The sequence below is a fragment of the Parasedimentitalea marina genome (assembly GCF_004006175.1).
Taxonomy (GTDB): Bacteria; Pseudomonadota; Alphaproteobacteria; order Rhodobacterales; family Rhodobacteraceae; genus Parasedimentitalea; species Parasedimentitalea marina.
In genome coordinates, this window is sequence record NZ_CP033223.1 from 77,343 (window position 1) to 93,427 (window position 16,085).

Sequence of the window (16,085 nt, forward strand, 5' to 3'; positions counted from 1 at the left end):
TGCCCAACACCGCGCTGGCGATCCCCTCACCTGAATTGGTAATCGGGTCCGTCTCGTCCCTGGGCCAAGTTTTCGCTGTTGGGTTTGCGATGCTGTCGGGTGTCGGGGCGATTGTCGCGACAAAATTGGGATTTTCGCCGAAAAAAGGCGACACAGCATGGCGTTACCCGGTTCGGTTGATCACAATTCTGTCGATGTTCGCCGTCGCACTACTTGCTTTGAACTACTGGCAATACACGAAACAGGGCGCTGCAGAATTAGCGCGGTTGCAGGCCACATTGGTTCGCCCGGCGCAATTTTCTGGCACCACAATTAAGGACGCCACACTCAAGGAAATCAGCTTTTCAAACCAAGAAAACCACCCGCTGGCGATCTCAACCAGCGAAGCCGCTGCTTTGCTACACAACGGCAGTACATCGTTCTACGACGTCCGTGAAACCGGCGAAAACGCCATGGGCACCCTTCCTGGTGCCACCCACATCCGGTTCCCTGATTTCCTGCAGTCACAACCGGTGACAGGTGATCAACCGGTCATTTTATTCTGTCATAACGGCAATCGCAGCTCGGAAACCTGCGAGAAACTGGCCGCCATGGGCATCGACTGCCGGTTCATTTCCGGCGGTATCGAGAAATGGATCGTCGAAGGAAACGGGTTTAGCGACACCGAAGTCAAATCACTGTCCGACCTGCGTGCCATCCCAGATTACTCAAACAAGGATATCTTGCTCGGCACGGATGATTTCAAATCACTGCTCGACACCGAAGACCTGCAGATCGTCGACACCCGTTACCCCGGTGACTTTGACACCGGCCACCTGCCGGGGGCCGCGAATATCCCCATTCGGGCCTTGCCAACAGACGAGTTAATGCGCCGTATTGATGCGCTGGACCCCAGCAAACCCACCATCGCCGCCTGCTATGACCGCCGCAGTTGCTTCATGAGCCAGGTGCTGGGGCTGGAACTGGCTCAAAAGGGCTTTGATTTCCGCGGCCGCTACACCCTCCCCTGGGAGTTCTTCATACCCCCGGCGCCAAAGCCTCATATTCAGGATTGGCAAGCCGCCCAACAGCAGGGTCTATGGGACAAGGCGGTCTCGGCCGTTGCCACAGGGTTGCTGTGGGTGCATGCTCGCAGCCACATCCTGCTGGGTCTGTTGAGTCTGTCACTGCTGACCCGTCTGCTGGTGCTGCCGGTAGCGTTGAAATCTGAGCGCGACCAAATCATCACCGCCGAGACCGCTGACGCGCTGAAGACGCTCAAAAATGATCTGGCAAATGATCCCGTCCGCAGGGCGCGCGCGGTGCAGGCGTTCAACGCTGACAAGGGCCTGACCCCAATGCGCAACCTGACGGCACTGCTGTTCTTGCCAGTGATGATGATCGGCGTCTCTGCCGCACAAATGGCCAGCTCGGCCTTGCAGATCCCGTTCCTGTGGATGTCTGATCTGGGTCAACCGGACCCTACCTACATATTGCCGGTGCTGTTCACCGCACTGGCTGGCCTCTATCTGGTCTGGGCCGTCGCCAAAACGCGCCGCCAGATCCTGTTGTGGCTTGGCCTTGGGTTGCCTGCACTGTTTGCCATGGTCTTTGCCCTGGGGGCTGCTGCCAATGCCTATCTGTGCTGCAGCCTGACGCTGCTGCTGGCGCAACGGGCCTATGTCACCGGCCTGTTTACCCGCCTGCGCCGGTCTGTTGCAGAGCGGGCGCATAAATTCACGCTGTGCAGATTGCCACGCGGTGTGATCCCCTTGGGCATGGTTGAGGAGCTGGAAACCTCGGGCAACAAAGCCCTGCGCCTGTCGATCCTGAAAACCGCCGGCCTGCCGGTGCCCGGCGGCGTGGTGATCCGCTCGGATGCGATTGCTGACCTGCGGCAAATGTCAGAAGCCCAGCGAGACATTTTCGCGGCGCAGATCTGGCGTCTTGCTGGTGAAACCCCCTGTGCAGTCCGCAGCTCAGCCAGCAACGAAGACGGAGCGGATCAAAGCTTTGCAGGTGTATTCGACTCGGTGCTGGACGTAACGGCCGATACCATGCGCGCCGCGCTGGAGCAGGTTATCGCCAGTTTCACATCCGAGCGCGCAGCCAGCTATGATACCAGCGCCGGGGATGAAAACGCCGGTAATATTCTGGTGCAGCAGATGGTGCAGGCGGACTATGCCGGTGTGATGTTTACCCAAGATCCCACCGCCCCGGGTATGGTCATGATCGAATGGATCAATGGCTGCGGCGACGACCTGGTGTCCGCTCGCGTCACACCCACCTCGCTGCGCTTTGGCCGATACACCGGCCTGCCGGCCTATGCGGATCAGGATCAAACGCTGGATCTGGCACCACTGCTGAACCTCGGCCGCCAGATCGAACAGGTTTTTGGCTGCCCACAGGATGTGGAATGGGCCTATGCCGATGGTCAGTTTCAAATCGTCCAAAGCCGCGACATCACTACGTTGAACCTTGGCTCCGAACAAGAAAAAGCCCGGCTGGCCGAATGGCGCGGCCTGTTGGATCGCTTTGGTGATGCGGATCCGGATCAGCCGATTTTGGAACAGGACGAAATGTCCGAAGTCCTGCCGCGACCAACGCCCCTGTCGTTCTCACTGATGGGCCGCATGTGGTCGCCGGGTGGCAGCGTCGATCTGGCCTGCCGTCAGCTGGGCGTGCCCTATGGTCTGCCGGAAGGCCCCGATGGCCATATGGTCAACCTGTTTGGTAAAACCTATGTTGATGTGGCTCTAAAGCTGGGCATGACGCTGAATGTCAGTGCCTCCAAGGCCAAGCAGTTGCGCAAACAGGCCCGCCCCATGATCGCGCAGTTCCGTTCCGATGTGATACCGGATCTGGCCGACCAATTGGCGCTGTGGCAGGCCGTGGATTATACCGCCCTGCCCCTGCGCAAGCTGATACAAGCCATCGACACCCTGCAACAGATGCTGGTGCAGGATATCTATGTCGAGGCCGAAAAGATCAACATTCTGGCAGGGTTCACCATGGGCGAGGCCCGTGTGGCAGCCCAGAATGACCCCGCCCTGCGCAACCGGCTGATGCAGGCCACCCTGCCCCATGCGCCTTCCTCCCTGATCGCCAGCTGCAAGGGAAAGAAGGCCCAAACCAAGGCGTTGCAGCTGATGGGTCACCGGTCCATCTTTGACTATGAACTCAGCTCACCCCGCTATATCGAGGCCCCTTCCCTGTTGTGGTCCCTGCTGGACGCCACCACCGACCCAAACCCCACGACCCCGCCCCCGGCAAACCTGCCCGGCGCGCTCAGCGAGGTACTGGAACTGGCTCTGGCCTTTCAGGATCTTAAGGAACAAGCCAAACACGAGGCTCTGCGCGTGGTGGCCGAAATTCGCCGCGCCGTACTCGCACTGGGCCGGGTCACCAAACTGGACGCACTGATCTTTCACCTGACCCTGGACGAGGTGCTAAGCACAGATTGGGGACAGCCCGCCGCCCGCCAAATCGCACAGGCCCGCCTGGATCAGGCCGAGCTGCGCCGGACATCCGCCCCCACCGCGGTCAGCCTGTCCCTGCGTGACTGCGAGATGCTGTCACTGGGCAAGCAGGCACAGGCCAGTGATAGCAGCCTTGGCGGCACATGTGTTTCAGGGGATGGCAGTGTCACCGGTCGGGTGTTCTGGGTCGAGGACGAAAGCGCCATTGATCCGGCACTATTTGACGGTTTCCGCGACGGCGACATTCTGGTCTGCCGGATGATCAACCCGGCCTGGCTGCCATGGGTGCAACGCTCAGGCGCTGTCCTGTCCGAGGTCGGCGGCTGGCTCAGCCATATGGCCATTGTCGCCCGCGAGAAAGACATTCTGATGCTGGTGGCCTGCAAGGGCTTGGATCAATTGGAGGCCACCAGCCGGGTCAAAGTGTCAAGTGACGGCACCATAGAAATGTCCCAGACCGCCGAACTAAAAGTCGTTTCGGCCTGACCCCTCGATGCCAAATTGCCCGCCTGCCAATAGCGCGGACGGGCAATTTGAACCAATGACCTAAGCCTTGTTCTGTTCAGCTGCGGGCATAGACATCTTCGTAACGTATGATGTCGTCTTCACCCAGATAGCTGCCGGTCTGAACCTCGATCAGCACCATTGGCACTTTGCCGGGGTTTTCCATCCGGTGCACAGCCCCCAGTGGGATATAGACCGACTGATTTTCGCTCACCAATTTGACGTCATCGTCCACCGTGACCTTGGCAGTGCCTTCGACCACGATCCAATGTTCGGACCTGTGATGATGGCTTTGCAGGCTGAGCGCCGCACCGGGATGCACAACGATGCGCTTGACCTGAAACCGCTCGCCGATCACCAGACTTTCAAACCAACCCCAGGGGCGGTGATCCTTGGGAAAGGCGGTCGCCTGAGTGGATTTCTTTGCCTTCAAAGCCGCCACCGCCAGTTTGACGTCCTGTGCGCGCGATGCATCGGCCACCAAAACCGCATCTGGCATCGCCACAGTGATGATATTTTTCAGCCCTATGCCAACCACCTCAAGCCCATCATCTTCCGAGCGCAGCAGGCTGTTCTCACACTCAATCGCCGTGGCGGCCCCCTGGGCCACCACGCCATCCGCGTCGCGATCGGATTCGCGCCAAACGGCATCCCAGCCGCCCAGATCGGACCAGCCGGCGGCAAAAGGCACCACGGTCAGATTGTCCGCCCGCTCCATCACCGCATAATCGATCGAGATATCTTCCGCCCCACCCCAGGTGTCAGGGTCCAGACGCAAAAAGCCCAAGTCAGGGCGACCCTGATCAACTGCGGCCTGAACCGGTGCCATAAGGTCCGGCGCATGGGCGCGAAACGCAGCAATGATCGTGTCGACCGAGAACAGAAAGATCCCGGCGTTCCACAGAAAGTTACCAGCCGCCAACATTGCCTCGGCGGTTGCCGCATCCGGTTTTTCAACAAACCGCTTCAACCCGATGGCGCGCGGCGAGAAGTCACCCGCGTCACCGTCCAGTTCCAGGTAACCATAGCCGGTCTCTGCATGGGTCGGCTTGATACCAAAGGTCACCAACTGGCCGTCCCGTGCCGCCGCCTCGCCTGCCGTCACCGCGGCCCGAAACGCCGCCGCATCGGGAACCACGTGATCGGAAGGCGCCACCAGCATCAGGGCCTTGGGGTCACTTTGGTGCAAATACAAAGCCGCCGCCAGAACCGCAGGCGCGGTATTTCGCCCCTCGGGTTCGATCAGGATAGCACCGGGATCGATACCAACTTCGGACAGTTGCTCGGTCACGATAAAGCGAAAATCCGAGTTGGTCAGCACCAGCGGCGCACCATAGCCGTCACCCGCCAGGCGCTGCGCCGAGGCCTGAAACAGGGTGGTATCCCCCAGCAGTGGCGAAAACTGTTTGGGGTAGCTTTTGCGCGACAGCGGCCAAAGTCGGGTGCCGGAACCCCCGCATAGCAGCACTGGCGTAATCTTGGTGGTCTCACTGGTTGTCACGTCAATCTCCCTTTTCAAAGCGCCAAAAGCGCATCAATGGCGTCGGGAATCGGGAAATGATGATTGCCCACAAATAAGCCAAACTGGTCGATATAATCGGCATTGCTCAGCTCACCGTGAATATCATACTCGAAATACTTCATAACTTCGTTCTTGGCAAAATTCCCGGCCACAATCGGGCGGCATTCAAACCCGGCAGCCGTCAGTTTCTTAACAAAATCCGCCCGTTGCAGGCCCAGATCCGGCCGCAACACCAACGAGAAGCCGAACCAGCTGCTGGCGCCGATTTCGCGCTGGATGATGAACTTGGGATGATTGCCCAGCTTCGCCTGCAGCATCGCCCCATTGACCCGTCGGCCTTCGATCAGACCCGGCAGTTTCTTAAGCTGCTCAATCCCCAGCGCCCCGGACATCTCCAGGGGGCGCAGATTATACCCCGGCAATACAAAGCGGAAACTTTCCTCAAACGGATCGTCGCTTTTCTCGCCGGTGACATGATTGAACTTCGGCAGGTTTCGGGTCCAGCCATGGGCCCGCAGCGACAGCATGATATGGTACAGCTCTTCATCGTCGGTCACCACAATCCCACCTTCCATGGTCGAGATATGGTGCGAGAAAAACGCCGAATAGCTGCCCACAGTGCCAAAGGTGCCGGCCTGTTTGCCGTTGAACGTCGCCCCCATCGACTCACAGTTGTCTTCGATCACCACAATGTCACGGCCATCGATGATCTTGTTGATCGCGTCGAAATCATTGGGGTTGCCTAGCAGGTTCACCACCATGATCGCCCGGGTGTTATCTGTGACGGCTGCGGCCAGCGCCTCTAGGTCATAGTTCAGCGTGCCAAGATCAATATCGACGAATTTCATCCGCAAGCCATATTGGCCCAGTGGGTAATATGTCGTTGACCAGCTGACGGCGGGAACGATGATCTCGTCGCCGCGCTCCAGTTTCAGGCCTGGGTTCTTGGTGAAAAACAGCGCCGCGGTCATCAGCAGATTGGCTGACGAACCCGAGTTGACCATCACCGCATGCTTGCTGCCGAACTGGCGGGCAAACTGCTCCTCAAAGGCGCGCACTTCTGGCCCCATCGAGAACATATCCGAGGCGATCACCCGGTTCAGCGCATCATGTTCAGCCTGATCCCAGGACGAGGTGGCCAGAGGGTATTTGACGGTCATGTGGCTGTGCTTTCCAAATAAGAGCGATAGGTCTGCGCGATCCCGTCGCGCAACGAGGTCGGCGCCTGCCAGCCCCATGCTGATTGACGTGTAGTATCACAAAGCTTCTGCTTCATTCCGACAGGTTTGCTAAGGTCATGGGTAAATTCACCCTGCCAGCCCACCACTTCCGCCACGGTTTCGTAATATTCGTTGATGGTATGGTCATGGCCCAATCCGACATTCATCAGATCCGGCAGCATGTCGATGTCATCTGCTGCGCGCAGCACCGCATCGGCCAAATCACCGGCAAACATGAATTCACGGCGCGCGGTGCCGTCGCCCCAAATTTCTACGCTCGCCTGCCCCAGCCGCTTGGCCTCGTGCATCTTGTGAATGATGGCCGGCACCAGGTGCGAATGTTTCGGATCAAATTTGTCATGCAAGCCAAACAGATTGCAGGGGATCAGCGTCTTGTACTGCGCCGCCGCATCCTCTTTGCGAATGTACTGACACAGCCGCGTCGCCATGATCTTGGCCAGCGCGTATCCCTCGTTGGTGGGTTCCAGCTCGCCGGTCAGGATCACCTCTTCCCGCAGCGGGTTTGTGGCCGCGCGCGGGTACATACAGGTCGAGGCCAGATTGACAAACCGCGTCACCCCGGCGCCAAGCGCACCCATGATCACATTGCGCCCCATCGCGGTGTTCTGGTCCAGAAAGGCCACCGGATGCGCCATATTGGCTTGGATACCACCAACACGGCCCGCCGCATGGATCACCATGTCTGGTTTGGTTGCCGCAAAAAACGCGGTCACCGCCTGCGCATCGGTCAGGTCCAACTCAGAACTGCGCGGGGCAACGATGGTCCAGTCCGCCGCCAGCGGGTGGTCCTGGATGTTGCGCCCGACCATGCCGCCGCCACCGGTCAGAAACAAAGTCCCCTTGCTGCTCATCTGCTTATTCTCCGCGCGTCACTGGCAAGTCATAACCGTGGTCTTTCAGCACCCGCGCCCGCTTGGCCGCCTTAAGGTCTTCGCGGACCATTTCCGCGCACATCTCTTGCACCGTGGTCTCTGGCACCCAACCCAGCTTTTCTTTGGCCTTAGTGGGATCACCCAACAGGGTCTCAACTTCGGCAGGGCGGAAATAGCGCGGATCGATCCGCAAAATCACATCACCCACGCTCAAGCCCGGTGCCTCGTCACCGGAGATTGCGGACACTGTGGCGATCTCATCAACGCCGCTGCCGCTAAAGTCCAGCGTGATACCCAGCTCGGCGGCGGACCAGTTGATAAAGTCGCGCACGGAATATTGCACGCCGGTGGCGATGACAAAATCATCCGGTGCATCCTGTTGCAGCATCATCCATTGCATCCGCACATAGTCTTTGGCATGGCCCCAGTCGCGCAGACTGTCGATATTGCCCATATACAGACAGGGCTCCAGCCCCTGCGCCATATTGGCCAGACCGCGGGTGATCTTGCGGGTGACAAAGGTCTCGCCCCGGCGTGGGCTCTCGTGGTTGAACAGGATGCCGTTGCAGGCATACATGCCATAGGCCTCACGGTAGTTCACCGTGATCCAATAGGCATACATCTTGGCCACAGCATAGGGGCTGCGCGGATGGAACGGCGTGGTTTCAGTCTGCGGGGTTTCCTGCACCAAGCCATACAGTTCCGAGGTCGAGGCCTGATAGAACCGGGTCTTTTTCTCCAGCCCCAAAAACCGGATCGCCTCAAGCAGACGCAGGGTGCCCATGGCATCGACGTCGGCGGTGTATTCCGGCGCATCGAAACTGACGGCAACGTGGCTTTGTGCGCCCAGATTATAGACCTCGTCCGGCTGCACCTCTTTGAGGATCCGGGTCAGGTTCGAACTGTCGCTCAGATCGCCGTAATGCAATTTGAACTTGGCGTGGTCGATATGCGGATCCTGATAGATATGATCCACCCGCTGGGTGTTGAACGACGAGGCCCGGCGTTTGATGCCATGCACCTCATAGCCTTTTTCCAACAGGAATTCCGCCAGATAAGAGCCGTCCTGACCGGTCACGCCGGTGATAAGTGCTATCTTGCTCATTCAATCGCCAATCATTAATGTGTCCCGTTCTCCGGGGTTTTATCAGACATGCCACCGCCATTGAAGCAGTTCAATAGCGCGCCCAGCCGAACCGAACCTATAGGCGTAGATCCGACTGTTCCGGTGGCAAAATGTATTTCAAGTCATAGACCAGAGCACCGGGGCGGCCCAATGCGCGAATCGATGTCTCGCCCATGGCACGAAATTCGTCATGCGCCACCGCCAGAATAATACCTTCATAGGTACGCGGTTGCGGCGTCTGAACCAGATCGAGGCCAAATTCCGCCAATGCATCCGCAGGCGCGACATTGGGATCACGCACATCCACGGTAACACCGTATTCCTGTAAGCCGCGCACCACATCGATCACCCGCGTATTGCGCAGGTCCGGGCAGTTTTCCTTGAACGTCAGTCCCAGCACCAAAACCCGCGCATCCGCCATCTGTATCCGGCGCTTGAGCATCGCTTTGATCATCTGCTGCGCAACATAATCGCCCATGCCATCGTTCAACCGCCGCCCCGCCAGCAGGATTTCCGGGTGATAGCCAACTTGTTCGGCCTTGTGGGTCAGATAATAGGGATCGACGCCAATGCAGTGACCGCCCACAAGGCCAGGGCGAAACGGCAGGAAGTTCCATTTGCTACCCGCCGCGCGCAGCACCGCCTCGGTGTCGATATCGAGCTTGTTGAAAATCTTGGCGAGCTCGTTGATCAGCGCAATATTGATATCACGCTGGCTGTTTTCGATCACCTTGGCCGCTTCGGCCACTTTTATGCTTTCGGCGCGGTAGGTGCCGGCCGTGACGATCTCGCGGTAGAGCGCGTCCACCCGGTCTGCGGTTTCCGACGTTGAGCCCGAGGTCACCTTTACGATTGTGGTCAGGCGATGGGTCTTGTCGCCGGGATTGATCCGCTCGGGGCTATAGCCCACATGGAAATCCCGGTTAAAGGTCAACCCCGAGTGCGCCTCAAGGATCGGTACGCAATCCTCTTCGGTGGCGCCGGGGTAAACGGTGGACTCGTAGATAACGATGTCTCCCGGCGCCAGCACCCGCCCCACCAGTTGCGACGCCCGTTCCAGTGGTCCCAGGTCAGGGCGGCGCGTGGCGTCAATCGGGGTCGGCACAGTGACAATGTAGATCGAGCAAGCCGCGATTTCAGCGATATCGCTGGTAAAGCTGAGATATCCGGCCTGGGCCATTTCTGCGGGGTCAATCTCACGGGTCAGGTCCTGACCCTGGCGCAGCTGGTCAATGCGGGTCTGATTGATGTCAAATCCCACAACGTCGCGATGCTTGCCGAACTCAACAGCCAGTGGCAAGCCGACATAGCCCAGGCCAATCACACAGATCTGATCCGCCACTTTGCTCATCTGTCACTCACTCCTGATACCACGTTGGGTTCGCACCCGCTGTCTCTCCTATAAGTCACAGGGAGCCACTGCAACCTTCTGGGCAACCATCAAGACACCACCACAATATCAGACACATCCGGATCCACTTCGCGGCAGGCCTCCAGCAGACGCGGTGCCAGATGGGCCATGACATAGGTGGCGTGGAACCGGCTGGGGGCCAATAGCGTCAACCGCCCCCCTGCCCTGCCCTGCCGGGAGAGGCTTTGAATCCATGCGGTGTAACTGGCCGGGTCTTCGGCATGCATCAACCCTTTGGTCAGGCTCCACTCGCTGCCGTCTGACAGATCCGGCGCCGGGGCTGGACTGCTGACCGGCAGCGGCACCACATTGCTGGGCCCGGTATCATCCCCATTGAGGCGCTGTTCAAAATCCGGACCCACAGCGGCCCAGATACCCTGAGTGTCGCGCAGAATGCGCTCCAGATTGATCCCGTATTCGCTGACCCTGCCCCGGTAGCCCTGCCGTTTGACCACCAGCCATCCCAGGGCACGCAGCTTGGCCATCTCGCGTTTCACTGTGCGTTCGTCCACATGCCACATGCGCGCCATCTCGCGTTGACCCACGGCCAGCTCATCCCGGGACCAGTTGTAACGGGCGGTGATCAAAGTCATGAATCGCAACACCAACCGCTGCTTTCCTTTGTCCAAGGCTAAGGCGTGCGTTCCCAGCGCAGTGAGGATATCATATTTGATAACAGACGCATTGCGCCCGGCTGGTTTACTGGCAAGCATCTCTGCCCTCGTCGTTCACGTCCTGCACCAGGCAGGTCTGTACCTCAGATGTCCCGGCTTCACTGGCCCGGATCATAGTAGACGGTTTTACCTGGGTTGCGGTCTGGATAGTGTTTGGAACCGGACCAACTCAGCGCTTTTCGTCTTTGTTGTCTGATTTGCGTCCTTTTGCTCGATTCTGTCAAGTCCTCTGTAATTTGGACCAGATCCTTAAACTCTATTTCAAATGAAATTTTGGTATTAAAGGTATTGGGGGACATCCAGTCTGTCCCCTATTAGCGCAAAAATGTCCCCCAATATACAGTATGCGGTCAAATCCTGTCCCCCTAAATAGACCCCATTTATCAAGCGTTTCGAATCGTTTTAGTCGCTGCCGTTCGAATCGGTATGAGCCGTAGGATCCTGCTATACAGGGCTGTGTCCCCGCGGGGACAGCTCCAGTGCAGATACGATAATAGCTTTTGCGTTTTTTGCAAATTCGCCGTAAATAGCCAGTAAGGCGGAATTTGCGTCCACTTAAAAACGCAAACGTCGAGCAGAGATGAGGACGACATATGTTTACCCACCAAGACCTGTCGCAGATGCAGGCCCAATCGCTCAAGATGCAAAGCTGGATCAGGCAGCAGACTTTCTCGCCCGAGATGGAGAAGAAGCTGCGCAGGTTTTCCAGCTGGGAGGTGGCCGAACTGATATTTAAGGCCAACCAATCCACCCTGCGCGGCCGTCTTGCTGCCGACCCGAGCCTGCCGCAGGGCTTGGTCGAGGCCGACGGGCGTCAGCGCTGGTATTCCCTGGAAGAGATCAACGAGCTGCGCCGCCGTATTAAGGTGAACCGCAAGTCGCTGATGCCGGACCGTCCGGCAGGTAAACGGGCGCTGCGGGTGGCGATCTCAAACTTCAAAGGCGGCGCCGGTAAATCTACTGTGGCGCTGCACTTTGCCCATGCGGCCGCGCTGGACGGCTACCGGGTGCTCTGCGTTGATTTTGATCCGCAGGCGACGCTGTCCCATTCCATGGGTCTGAACGACGTTACCGAGGACTATACGGTCTGGGGCATCATGGCCCGCGATCTGGTCCGGGAAACGGAACGGATGAACACCGCCTCGCAGGGGGCCGAATCCGGCGCCGCCCTGCCCCACCGTCGCCTGCCCGAAGCGATCACCGACATGGGGCTGCAGGATCTGCGGGTCAGCGATTTCATCAAATCCACCAGCTGGCCCACCATCGATCTGATCCCCAGTTGTGCCAATGCCGCCTTTGTTGAATTCGCCAGCGCCCAGTATCGCCACCTCAATCCCGAGTGGTCGTTCTTTGCGGCGGTGTCGCGCTACCTGGATCAGATCCCGGCGGAAGATTACGACATGATGATCTTTGACTGCCCGCCTGCCATTGGCTACCAATCGATGAACGCGGTCTTTGCGGCGGACATGCTGTATATCCCTTCGGGGCCCGGCTACTGGGAATATGATTCCACCACCTCCTTTATCGGTCAGCTGTCCGAGGCGCTCGAGGATCTGTCGGCGTTTAACGGCGTTGTCCCCGCGGGGACAGCCACCCTGCCCAAGGTGTTTCAGGATGTGCGGTTCCTGCTGACGCGTTATGAATCGGGCAATGACCTGCACCGGGCCATGCGCGATGCCTTTGGCAAAGTCTTTGGCGAGCGTCTGGCGGATCACCCTATTGAAATGACCCGCGCGGTGGAACAATCCGGCCGGTTCCTCAGCTCGATATACGAGATCGACTATCGCGACATGACCCGCGAAACTTGGCGGCGGGCGCGGGCGTCATTTGACCAGGCCTACGATGAATTCAAGGCCAACGCCCTCTTGGCCTGGGATGGGCTGGAGGATGAAACATGAGCAAGCGTCGCGTCTTTGACATCAACTTCCCGTCCGATCCTCCCAAGCCTGATGCCACGTCTGCCCCTACTGTCCCCGCGGGGACAGATGTCACACCGCCGCTGGAAACGCGGCGTGGTCCTATGGCGACGGCGATCTCGGAAAATGCCGATGCGCTGCGGGTGCGGGCTGATGCCGAGCAGAAAATCCGCGCCGAGAATGACCGGCTGGCGCATGAATTTGTCCGCCTGAAAAAACTGGGTCTGGTGGTCGATCGCATTTCGCTGGACCTGATCCAGACCAGCAAACTGACCCGTGATCGCAGCCAGACCCGTGACCCGGAGCTGGACGAATTGATCGCCTCGATCCGCACCCTTGGCCTGTCCAATCCCATCCGGGTTGAACAGGATGGCGACGGCTATCAACTGGTTCAGGGGTTTCGCCGTCTGTCGGCCTATCGCGCCCTATACGCCGAAACCGGTGATGACCTGTATGCCAGCATTCCCGCTGGTCTGGTGGCGCAGGGGGAAACCCTGCAGGGTCTGTACCGTCGTATGGTCGACGAAAACCTGGTGCGCCGGGATATCTCATTTGCGGAAATGGCGCAGCTCGCCCTGTCTTATGTGCAGGATGATGCGACCGAGGCCGGGACGTTGGAGCAAGCAGTCAGCATGCTCTATGCCTCGACCGGGCGTCAGAAACGCAGCTATGTGCGCCACTTTGCGGAACTGCTGGAATGGCTCGGGGCTGATCTTAGGTTTGCTGAAATGATCCCACGGGCCCTGGGTTTGGATCTAAAGAAACGTCTGGCTGATGATGGCCAGCAACAGGCCGCACTGAGGCGCCGACTGCAACAGGAACAACCGCAAACAGCAGAACAGGAATTGGCGATTTTGCGTGCGGCGCTGGAACGAGTAACGCCGCGCGCGCCCAAATCTCCTGCCCGCGTCGATGGTGCAAAAACCACCCTGCGCTGTACTGTCCCCGCGGGGACAGTCCGCTGTCTGGCCCGTAACGGCCGTATCGAAATGGCAATGGAGAAAGACTTCTCGACCATTGATCAGCGTCGGCTTGAGGGCGCAATTGCCGCGTTCTTTGAGGTTCTCGACAGCGAGACCGAGGACGACACCTAGCGGTCATTTCGCGAAATTCAGGCTCTAATCGGCGGGTTAGAGCCTGACCAAAGCCCTGTTAAGGGTGATGCATATGCAAAAATGGCGGGGGTGTTGCATTAGAATAGCCGCTGCGTGCGCTACTGTCACCCCATGGAAATGGCTTACCGCTACCCTGTCGGGGTTCCCAGATGCCAAGGCCCGACAAATGCGCACTCCTTCTCAATCCTCAGATGTTTCACCGGACCAATCTGTGTATCGTATTCTGCGTCCGCGGGTGGTGCCGCTGGACCAGATTCATAGCAGTGATTTGCCTCGTGACCGTCTGGATTTGCCGGGGCAGGCGGGCTCGGCCGAGATGCAGGCGCTCAAGGCGTCTTTGTCGCAACGGGGACAACGGGTACCGGTGACAGTCAGCCGGGACCAACAGGGACGCTATCAACTGGTGTCAGGCTGGCGGCGGCTGACCGCGCTGCAACAATTGGCAGAAGAGCAGGGGCTTGCGGATCCGATGATCACCGCCCGCCTGACCGGGATAGGCGCGGCGCGGATGGAACTGTATATTGATATGGTCGAAAGCAATTTGCTGCATCAGGGTCTTAGCTTCGGCGAAATGGCCCAGTTGGCCCTGACCGCCTCTGCTGACCCGGCGCTGTCAGATCTGGGAGTAGGGGAGGTGGTCACCCGGTTGTACGGCGCACTGCCCAAGATGAAACGCTCATATATCCGCAGGTTCGTCTATCTGCTGCAGGTGCTTGGCGACGGCCTGCGGTTTCCCCATAAAATCTCCCGAAATCAGGGGGTTGCAGTGTCCAGGCAGTTGAGAAATAATCCTGAAACAGCAGAGGATCTGCGTCAGTCCCTGTCCCAATGCCCCAACGAGACCACGCAAAGCGCTGTTTTCGCGCAATATTTATTATCGACGCGCGTGCGAACTCCGCAAAAAACACAGCCTGAGCGGCGGTTCCACCTGGGCAAAACGCATGTCACCGGGCGGATGGGCGAATGTGTGATCCGGCGGGATACTGACTTTTCACGCATCGACACCGCTGTTCTGTCCCGCGCGATCCAGGCATTTGAGCGGATTCTGCAAAACGGGTAACCCATGGGTTACCCGAAATATTTTACAAGCAAGGGCAGGGGGTTAGTTCACCACGGAAAATTCGATGCGGCGATTTTTGGCCCGGTTCTGCACGGTGTTGTTCGGGACCAGCGGTTTGGTTTCACCGTAACCGGCCACATTCATGCGGGATTCCGGGATGCCCTTATGTTCCAGATACTCCGCGACCGCATGGGCGCGTTGTTCGCTCAACCCCATGTTCCAGGCCGCTCTGCCCTGGCTGTCCGTATGGCCCGCAATTTCGATCACCAGACCGGGGCAGCGACTGACAACGTCATACAACGTATCCAACAATGCGGTTGAACTGGGCTCAAGCTTGGCCGCAGCAGGCGCAAAATTGATGCTGCCCGTGCGCGACAGGATTTCAAAACGGCCCACACAGGCAGTGCGGTCAAAATCGCCCTCGGCTTCCAAAGCTGTCGAGGCCGTAACAACAGTGGTGGTCACCGGCGGGGCCGAGCCGGGGGTTGTTCGATCAAAAGTCAGGTTCAGGCTGACAATCGCCAGCGGCGTGATCGCCACGCCTGCCGCTTCTTCCAGTTTTGCCCGTCCGGGCTCAAGGCCGAAATCCTTCGTCAGGATCGGGATCGGCTTGACCGTGGCGACGTTAATCCGGTCATTGGACAAAAGTGAAATGATGACAGGCGCCGAGAGATCAGCCTTAACTCCATGTAATGACAGCGAAAATGGTAATGTAATTTCCTTTCGACGCAGGGTCGTCAGGTCCTCTAATACGGCAGAGTCCAGTTGTGCGGTGACGACAGCCTGCGGGTGCAGGAATGTCTCGAAGAACAAAAACCGCATGCGAACATTGCGCAGATCCACTTTGGTATCCACTGAATCCAGCGAGATGGTCAGCACCGCTGTGCCGTCTTCACTGATTTGACCATTCACTGTGGCAAAACTATTTGCTTCGGCGATATGGCCCTTCTTGATCGACATATAGGTGACATTCGATGCGGTCTGATCCAGTTGCCAGCCATTTTCAAAGGGGCTCTGTGCCAGCAGAAATCCGGGCCAGCAGATTAGAAACACCGCGGTGAGAGAAGATAATATCCGCATGATGAGACCTCTTTTCTAAAATGTAGATCAACCTCTGACGAGAAAAGTCAGAGCACTATTTTAATTGTTCGCTCGTATACTAACAGGAAACTTGCGCCCCAAGGCA

11 protein-coding genes are annotated in these 16,085 nt (G+C 58.3%); 4 read left to right on the plus strand and 7 right to left on the minus strand.

Annotated features, from left to right (window positions below):
• The first annotated feature begins 89 nt into the window (after window positions 1–89).
• Complete coding sequence (locus EBB79_RS24205) at window positions 90–3,944, plus strand: PEP/pyruvate-binding domain-containing protein (RefSeq protein WP_127751575.1); 3,855 nt, start codon at window positions 90–92, stop codon at window positions 3,942–3,944.
• Window positions 3,945–4,020: 76 nt separating this feature from the next.
• On the opposite strand, the gene EBB79_RS24210 is transcribed toward EBB79_RS24205, so the two are convergent.
• From EBB79_RS24210 to EBB79_RS24235, 6 genes are all read right to left on the minus strand, one after another.
• Window positions 4,021–5,463: a mannose-1-phosphate guanylyltransferase/mannose-6-phosphate isomerase gene (locus EBB79_RS24210; RefSeq protein WP_164860922.1), complete on the minus strand. Its 1,443-nt coding sequence runs from the start codon at window positions 5,461–5,463 to the stop codon at window positions 4,021–4,023.
• Between the two features lie 14 nt (window positions 5,464–5,477).
• Complete coding sequence (locus EBB79_RS24215; protein WP_127751547.1) at window positions 5,478–6,644, minus strand: DegT/DnrJ/EryC1/StrS family aminotransferase; 1,167 nt, start codon at window positions 6,642–6,644, stop codon at window positions 5,478–5,480.
• Window positions 6,641–7,576 (minus strand): GDP-L-fucose synthase family protein, encoded by a 936-nt coding sequence (locus EBB79_RS24220; RefSeq protein ID WP_127751548.1) that lies wholly within the window; start codon window positions 7,574–7,576, stop codon window positions 6,641–6,643. Before EBB79_RS24220 ends, EBB79_RS24215 begins: the two co-directional genes overlap by 4 nt.
• Before the next feature lie 4 nt (window positions 7,577–7,580).
• A complete protein-coding gene (gene gmd / locus EBB79_RS24225) occupies window positions 7,581–8,702 on the minus strand; it encodes a GDP-mannose 4,6-dehydratase (RefSeq protein WP_127751549.1) in 1,122 nt (373 codons plus the stop codon).
• Window positions 8,703–8,799: 97 nt separating this feature from the next.
• Window positions 8,800–10,074, minus strand: coding sequence for a Vi polysaccharide biosynthesis UDP-N-acetylglucosamine C-6 dehydrogenase TviB (tviB, locus tag EBB79_RS24230; protein ID WP_127751550.1), 1,275 nt, complete (start codon window positions 10,072–10,074; stop codon window positions 8,800–8,802).
• Window positions 10,075–10,163: 89 nt separating this feature from the next.
• Window positions 10,164–10,847: a DnaA N-terminal domain-containing protein gene (locus EBB79_RS24235; RefSeq protein WP_127751551.1), complete on the minus strand. Its 684-nt coding sequence runs from the start codon at window positions 10,845–10,847 to the stop codon at window positions 10,164–10,166.
• 554 nt (window positions 10,848–11,401) lie between these two features.
• On the opposite strand from EBB79_RS24235, the gene EBB79_RS24240 reads away from it, so the two are divergent.
• From EBB79_RS24240 to EBB79_RS24250, 3 genes are all read left to right on the plus strand, one after another.
• The gene (locus tag EBB79_RS24240) at window positions 11,402–12,706 is read left to right on the plus strand and encodes an AAA family ATPase (RefSeq protein ID WP_127751552.1); all 1,305 of its coding nucleotides are present in this window, start codon (window positions 11,402–11,404) and stop codon (window positions 12,704–12,706) included.
• Entirely contained in the window at window positions 12,703–13,818 is a 1,116-nt protein-coding gene (locus EBB79_RS24245) for a ParB/RepB/Spo0J family partition protein (protein ID WP_127751553.1), read from the plus strand. The genes EBB79_RS24240 and EBB79_RS24245 overlap by 4 nt, the downstream gene beginning before the upstream one ends.
• A 187-nt stretch (window positions 13,819–14,005) precedes the next feature.
• Window positions 14,006–14,899 (plus strand): ParB N-terminal domain-containing protein, encoded by an 894-nt coding sequence (locus EBB79_RS24250; protein WP_238705182.1) that lies wholly within the window; start codon window positions 14,006–14,008, stop codon window positions 14,897–14,899.
• Window positions 14,900–14,941: 42 nt separating this feature from the next.
• On the opposite strand, the gene EBB79_RS24255 is transcribed toward EBB79_RS24250, so the two are convergent.
• Complete coding sequence (locus EBB79_RS24255) at window positions 14,942–15,979, minus strand: OmpA family protein (RefSeq protein ID WP_127751555.1); 1,038 nt, start codon at window positions 15,977–15,979, stop codon at window positions 14,942–14,944.
• Window positions 15,980–16,085 lie beyond the last annotated feature (106 nt).

Excerpts from the sequence above, each read along its gene's own strand:
- EBB79_RS24205 (WP_127751575.1), top strand. The coding sequence starts at position 90 with ATGCTGTCGGGTGTCGGGGCGATTGTCGCGACAAAATTGGGATTTTCG.
- tviB (WP_127751550.1), bottom strand. The coding sequence starts at position 10,074 with ATGAGCAAAGTGGCGGATCAGATCTGTGTGATTGGCCTGGGCTATGTC.
- EBB79_RS24245 (WP_127751553.1), top strand. The coding sequence starts at position 12,703 with ATGAGCAAGCGTCGCGTCTTTGACATCAACTTCCCGTCCGATCCTCCC.
- EBB79_RS24255 (WP_127751555.1), bottom strand. The coding sequence starts at position 15,979 with ATGCGGATATTATCTTCTCTCACCGCGGTGTTTCTAATCTGCTGGCCC.
- gmd (WP_127751549.1), bottom strand. The coding sequence starts at position 8,702 with ATGAGCAAGATAGCACTTATCACCGGCGTGACCGGTCAGGACGGCTCT.
- EBB79_RS24215 (WP_127751547.1), bottom strand. The coding sequence starts at position 6,644 with ATGACCGTCAAATACCCTCTGGCCACCTCGTCCTGGGATCAGGCTGAA.
- EBB79_RS24235 (WP_127751551.1), bottom strand. The coding sequence starts at position 10,847 with ATGCTTGCCAGTAAACCAGCCGGGCGCAATGCGTCTGTTATCAAATAT.
- EBB79_RS24240 (WP_127751552.1), top strand. The coding sequence starts at position 11,402 with ATGTTTACCCACCAAGACCTGTCGCAGATGCAGGCCCAATCGCTCAAG.
- EBB79_RS24220 (WP_127751548.1), bottom strand. The coding sequence starts at position 7,576 with ATGAGCAGCAAGGGGACTTTGTTTCTGACCGGTGGCGGCGGCATGGTC.
- EBB79_RS24250 (WP_238705182.1), top strand. The coding sequence starts at position 14,006 with ATGCGCACTCCTTCTCAATCCTCAGATGTTTCACCGGACCAATCTGTG.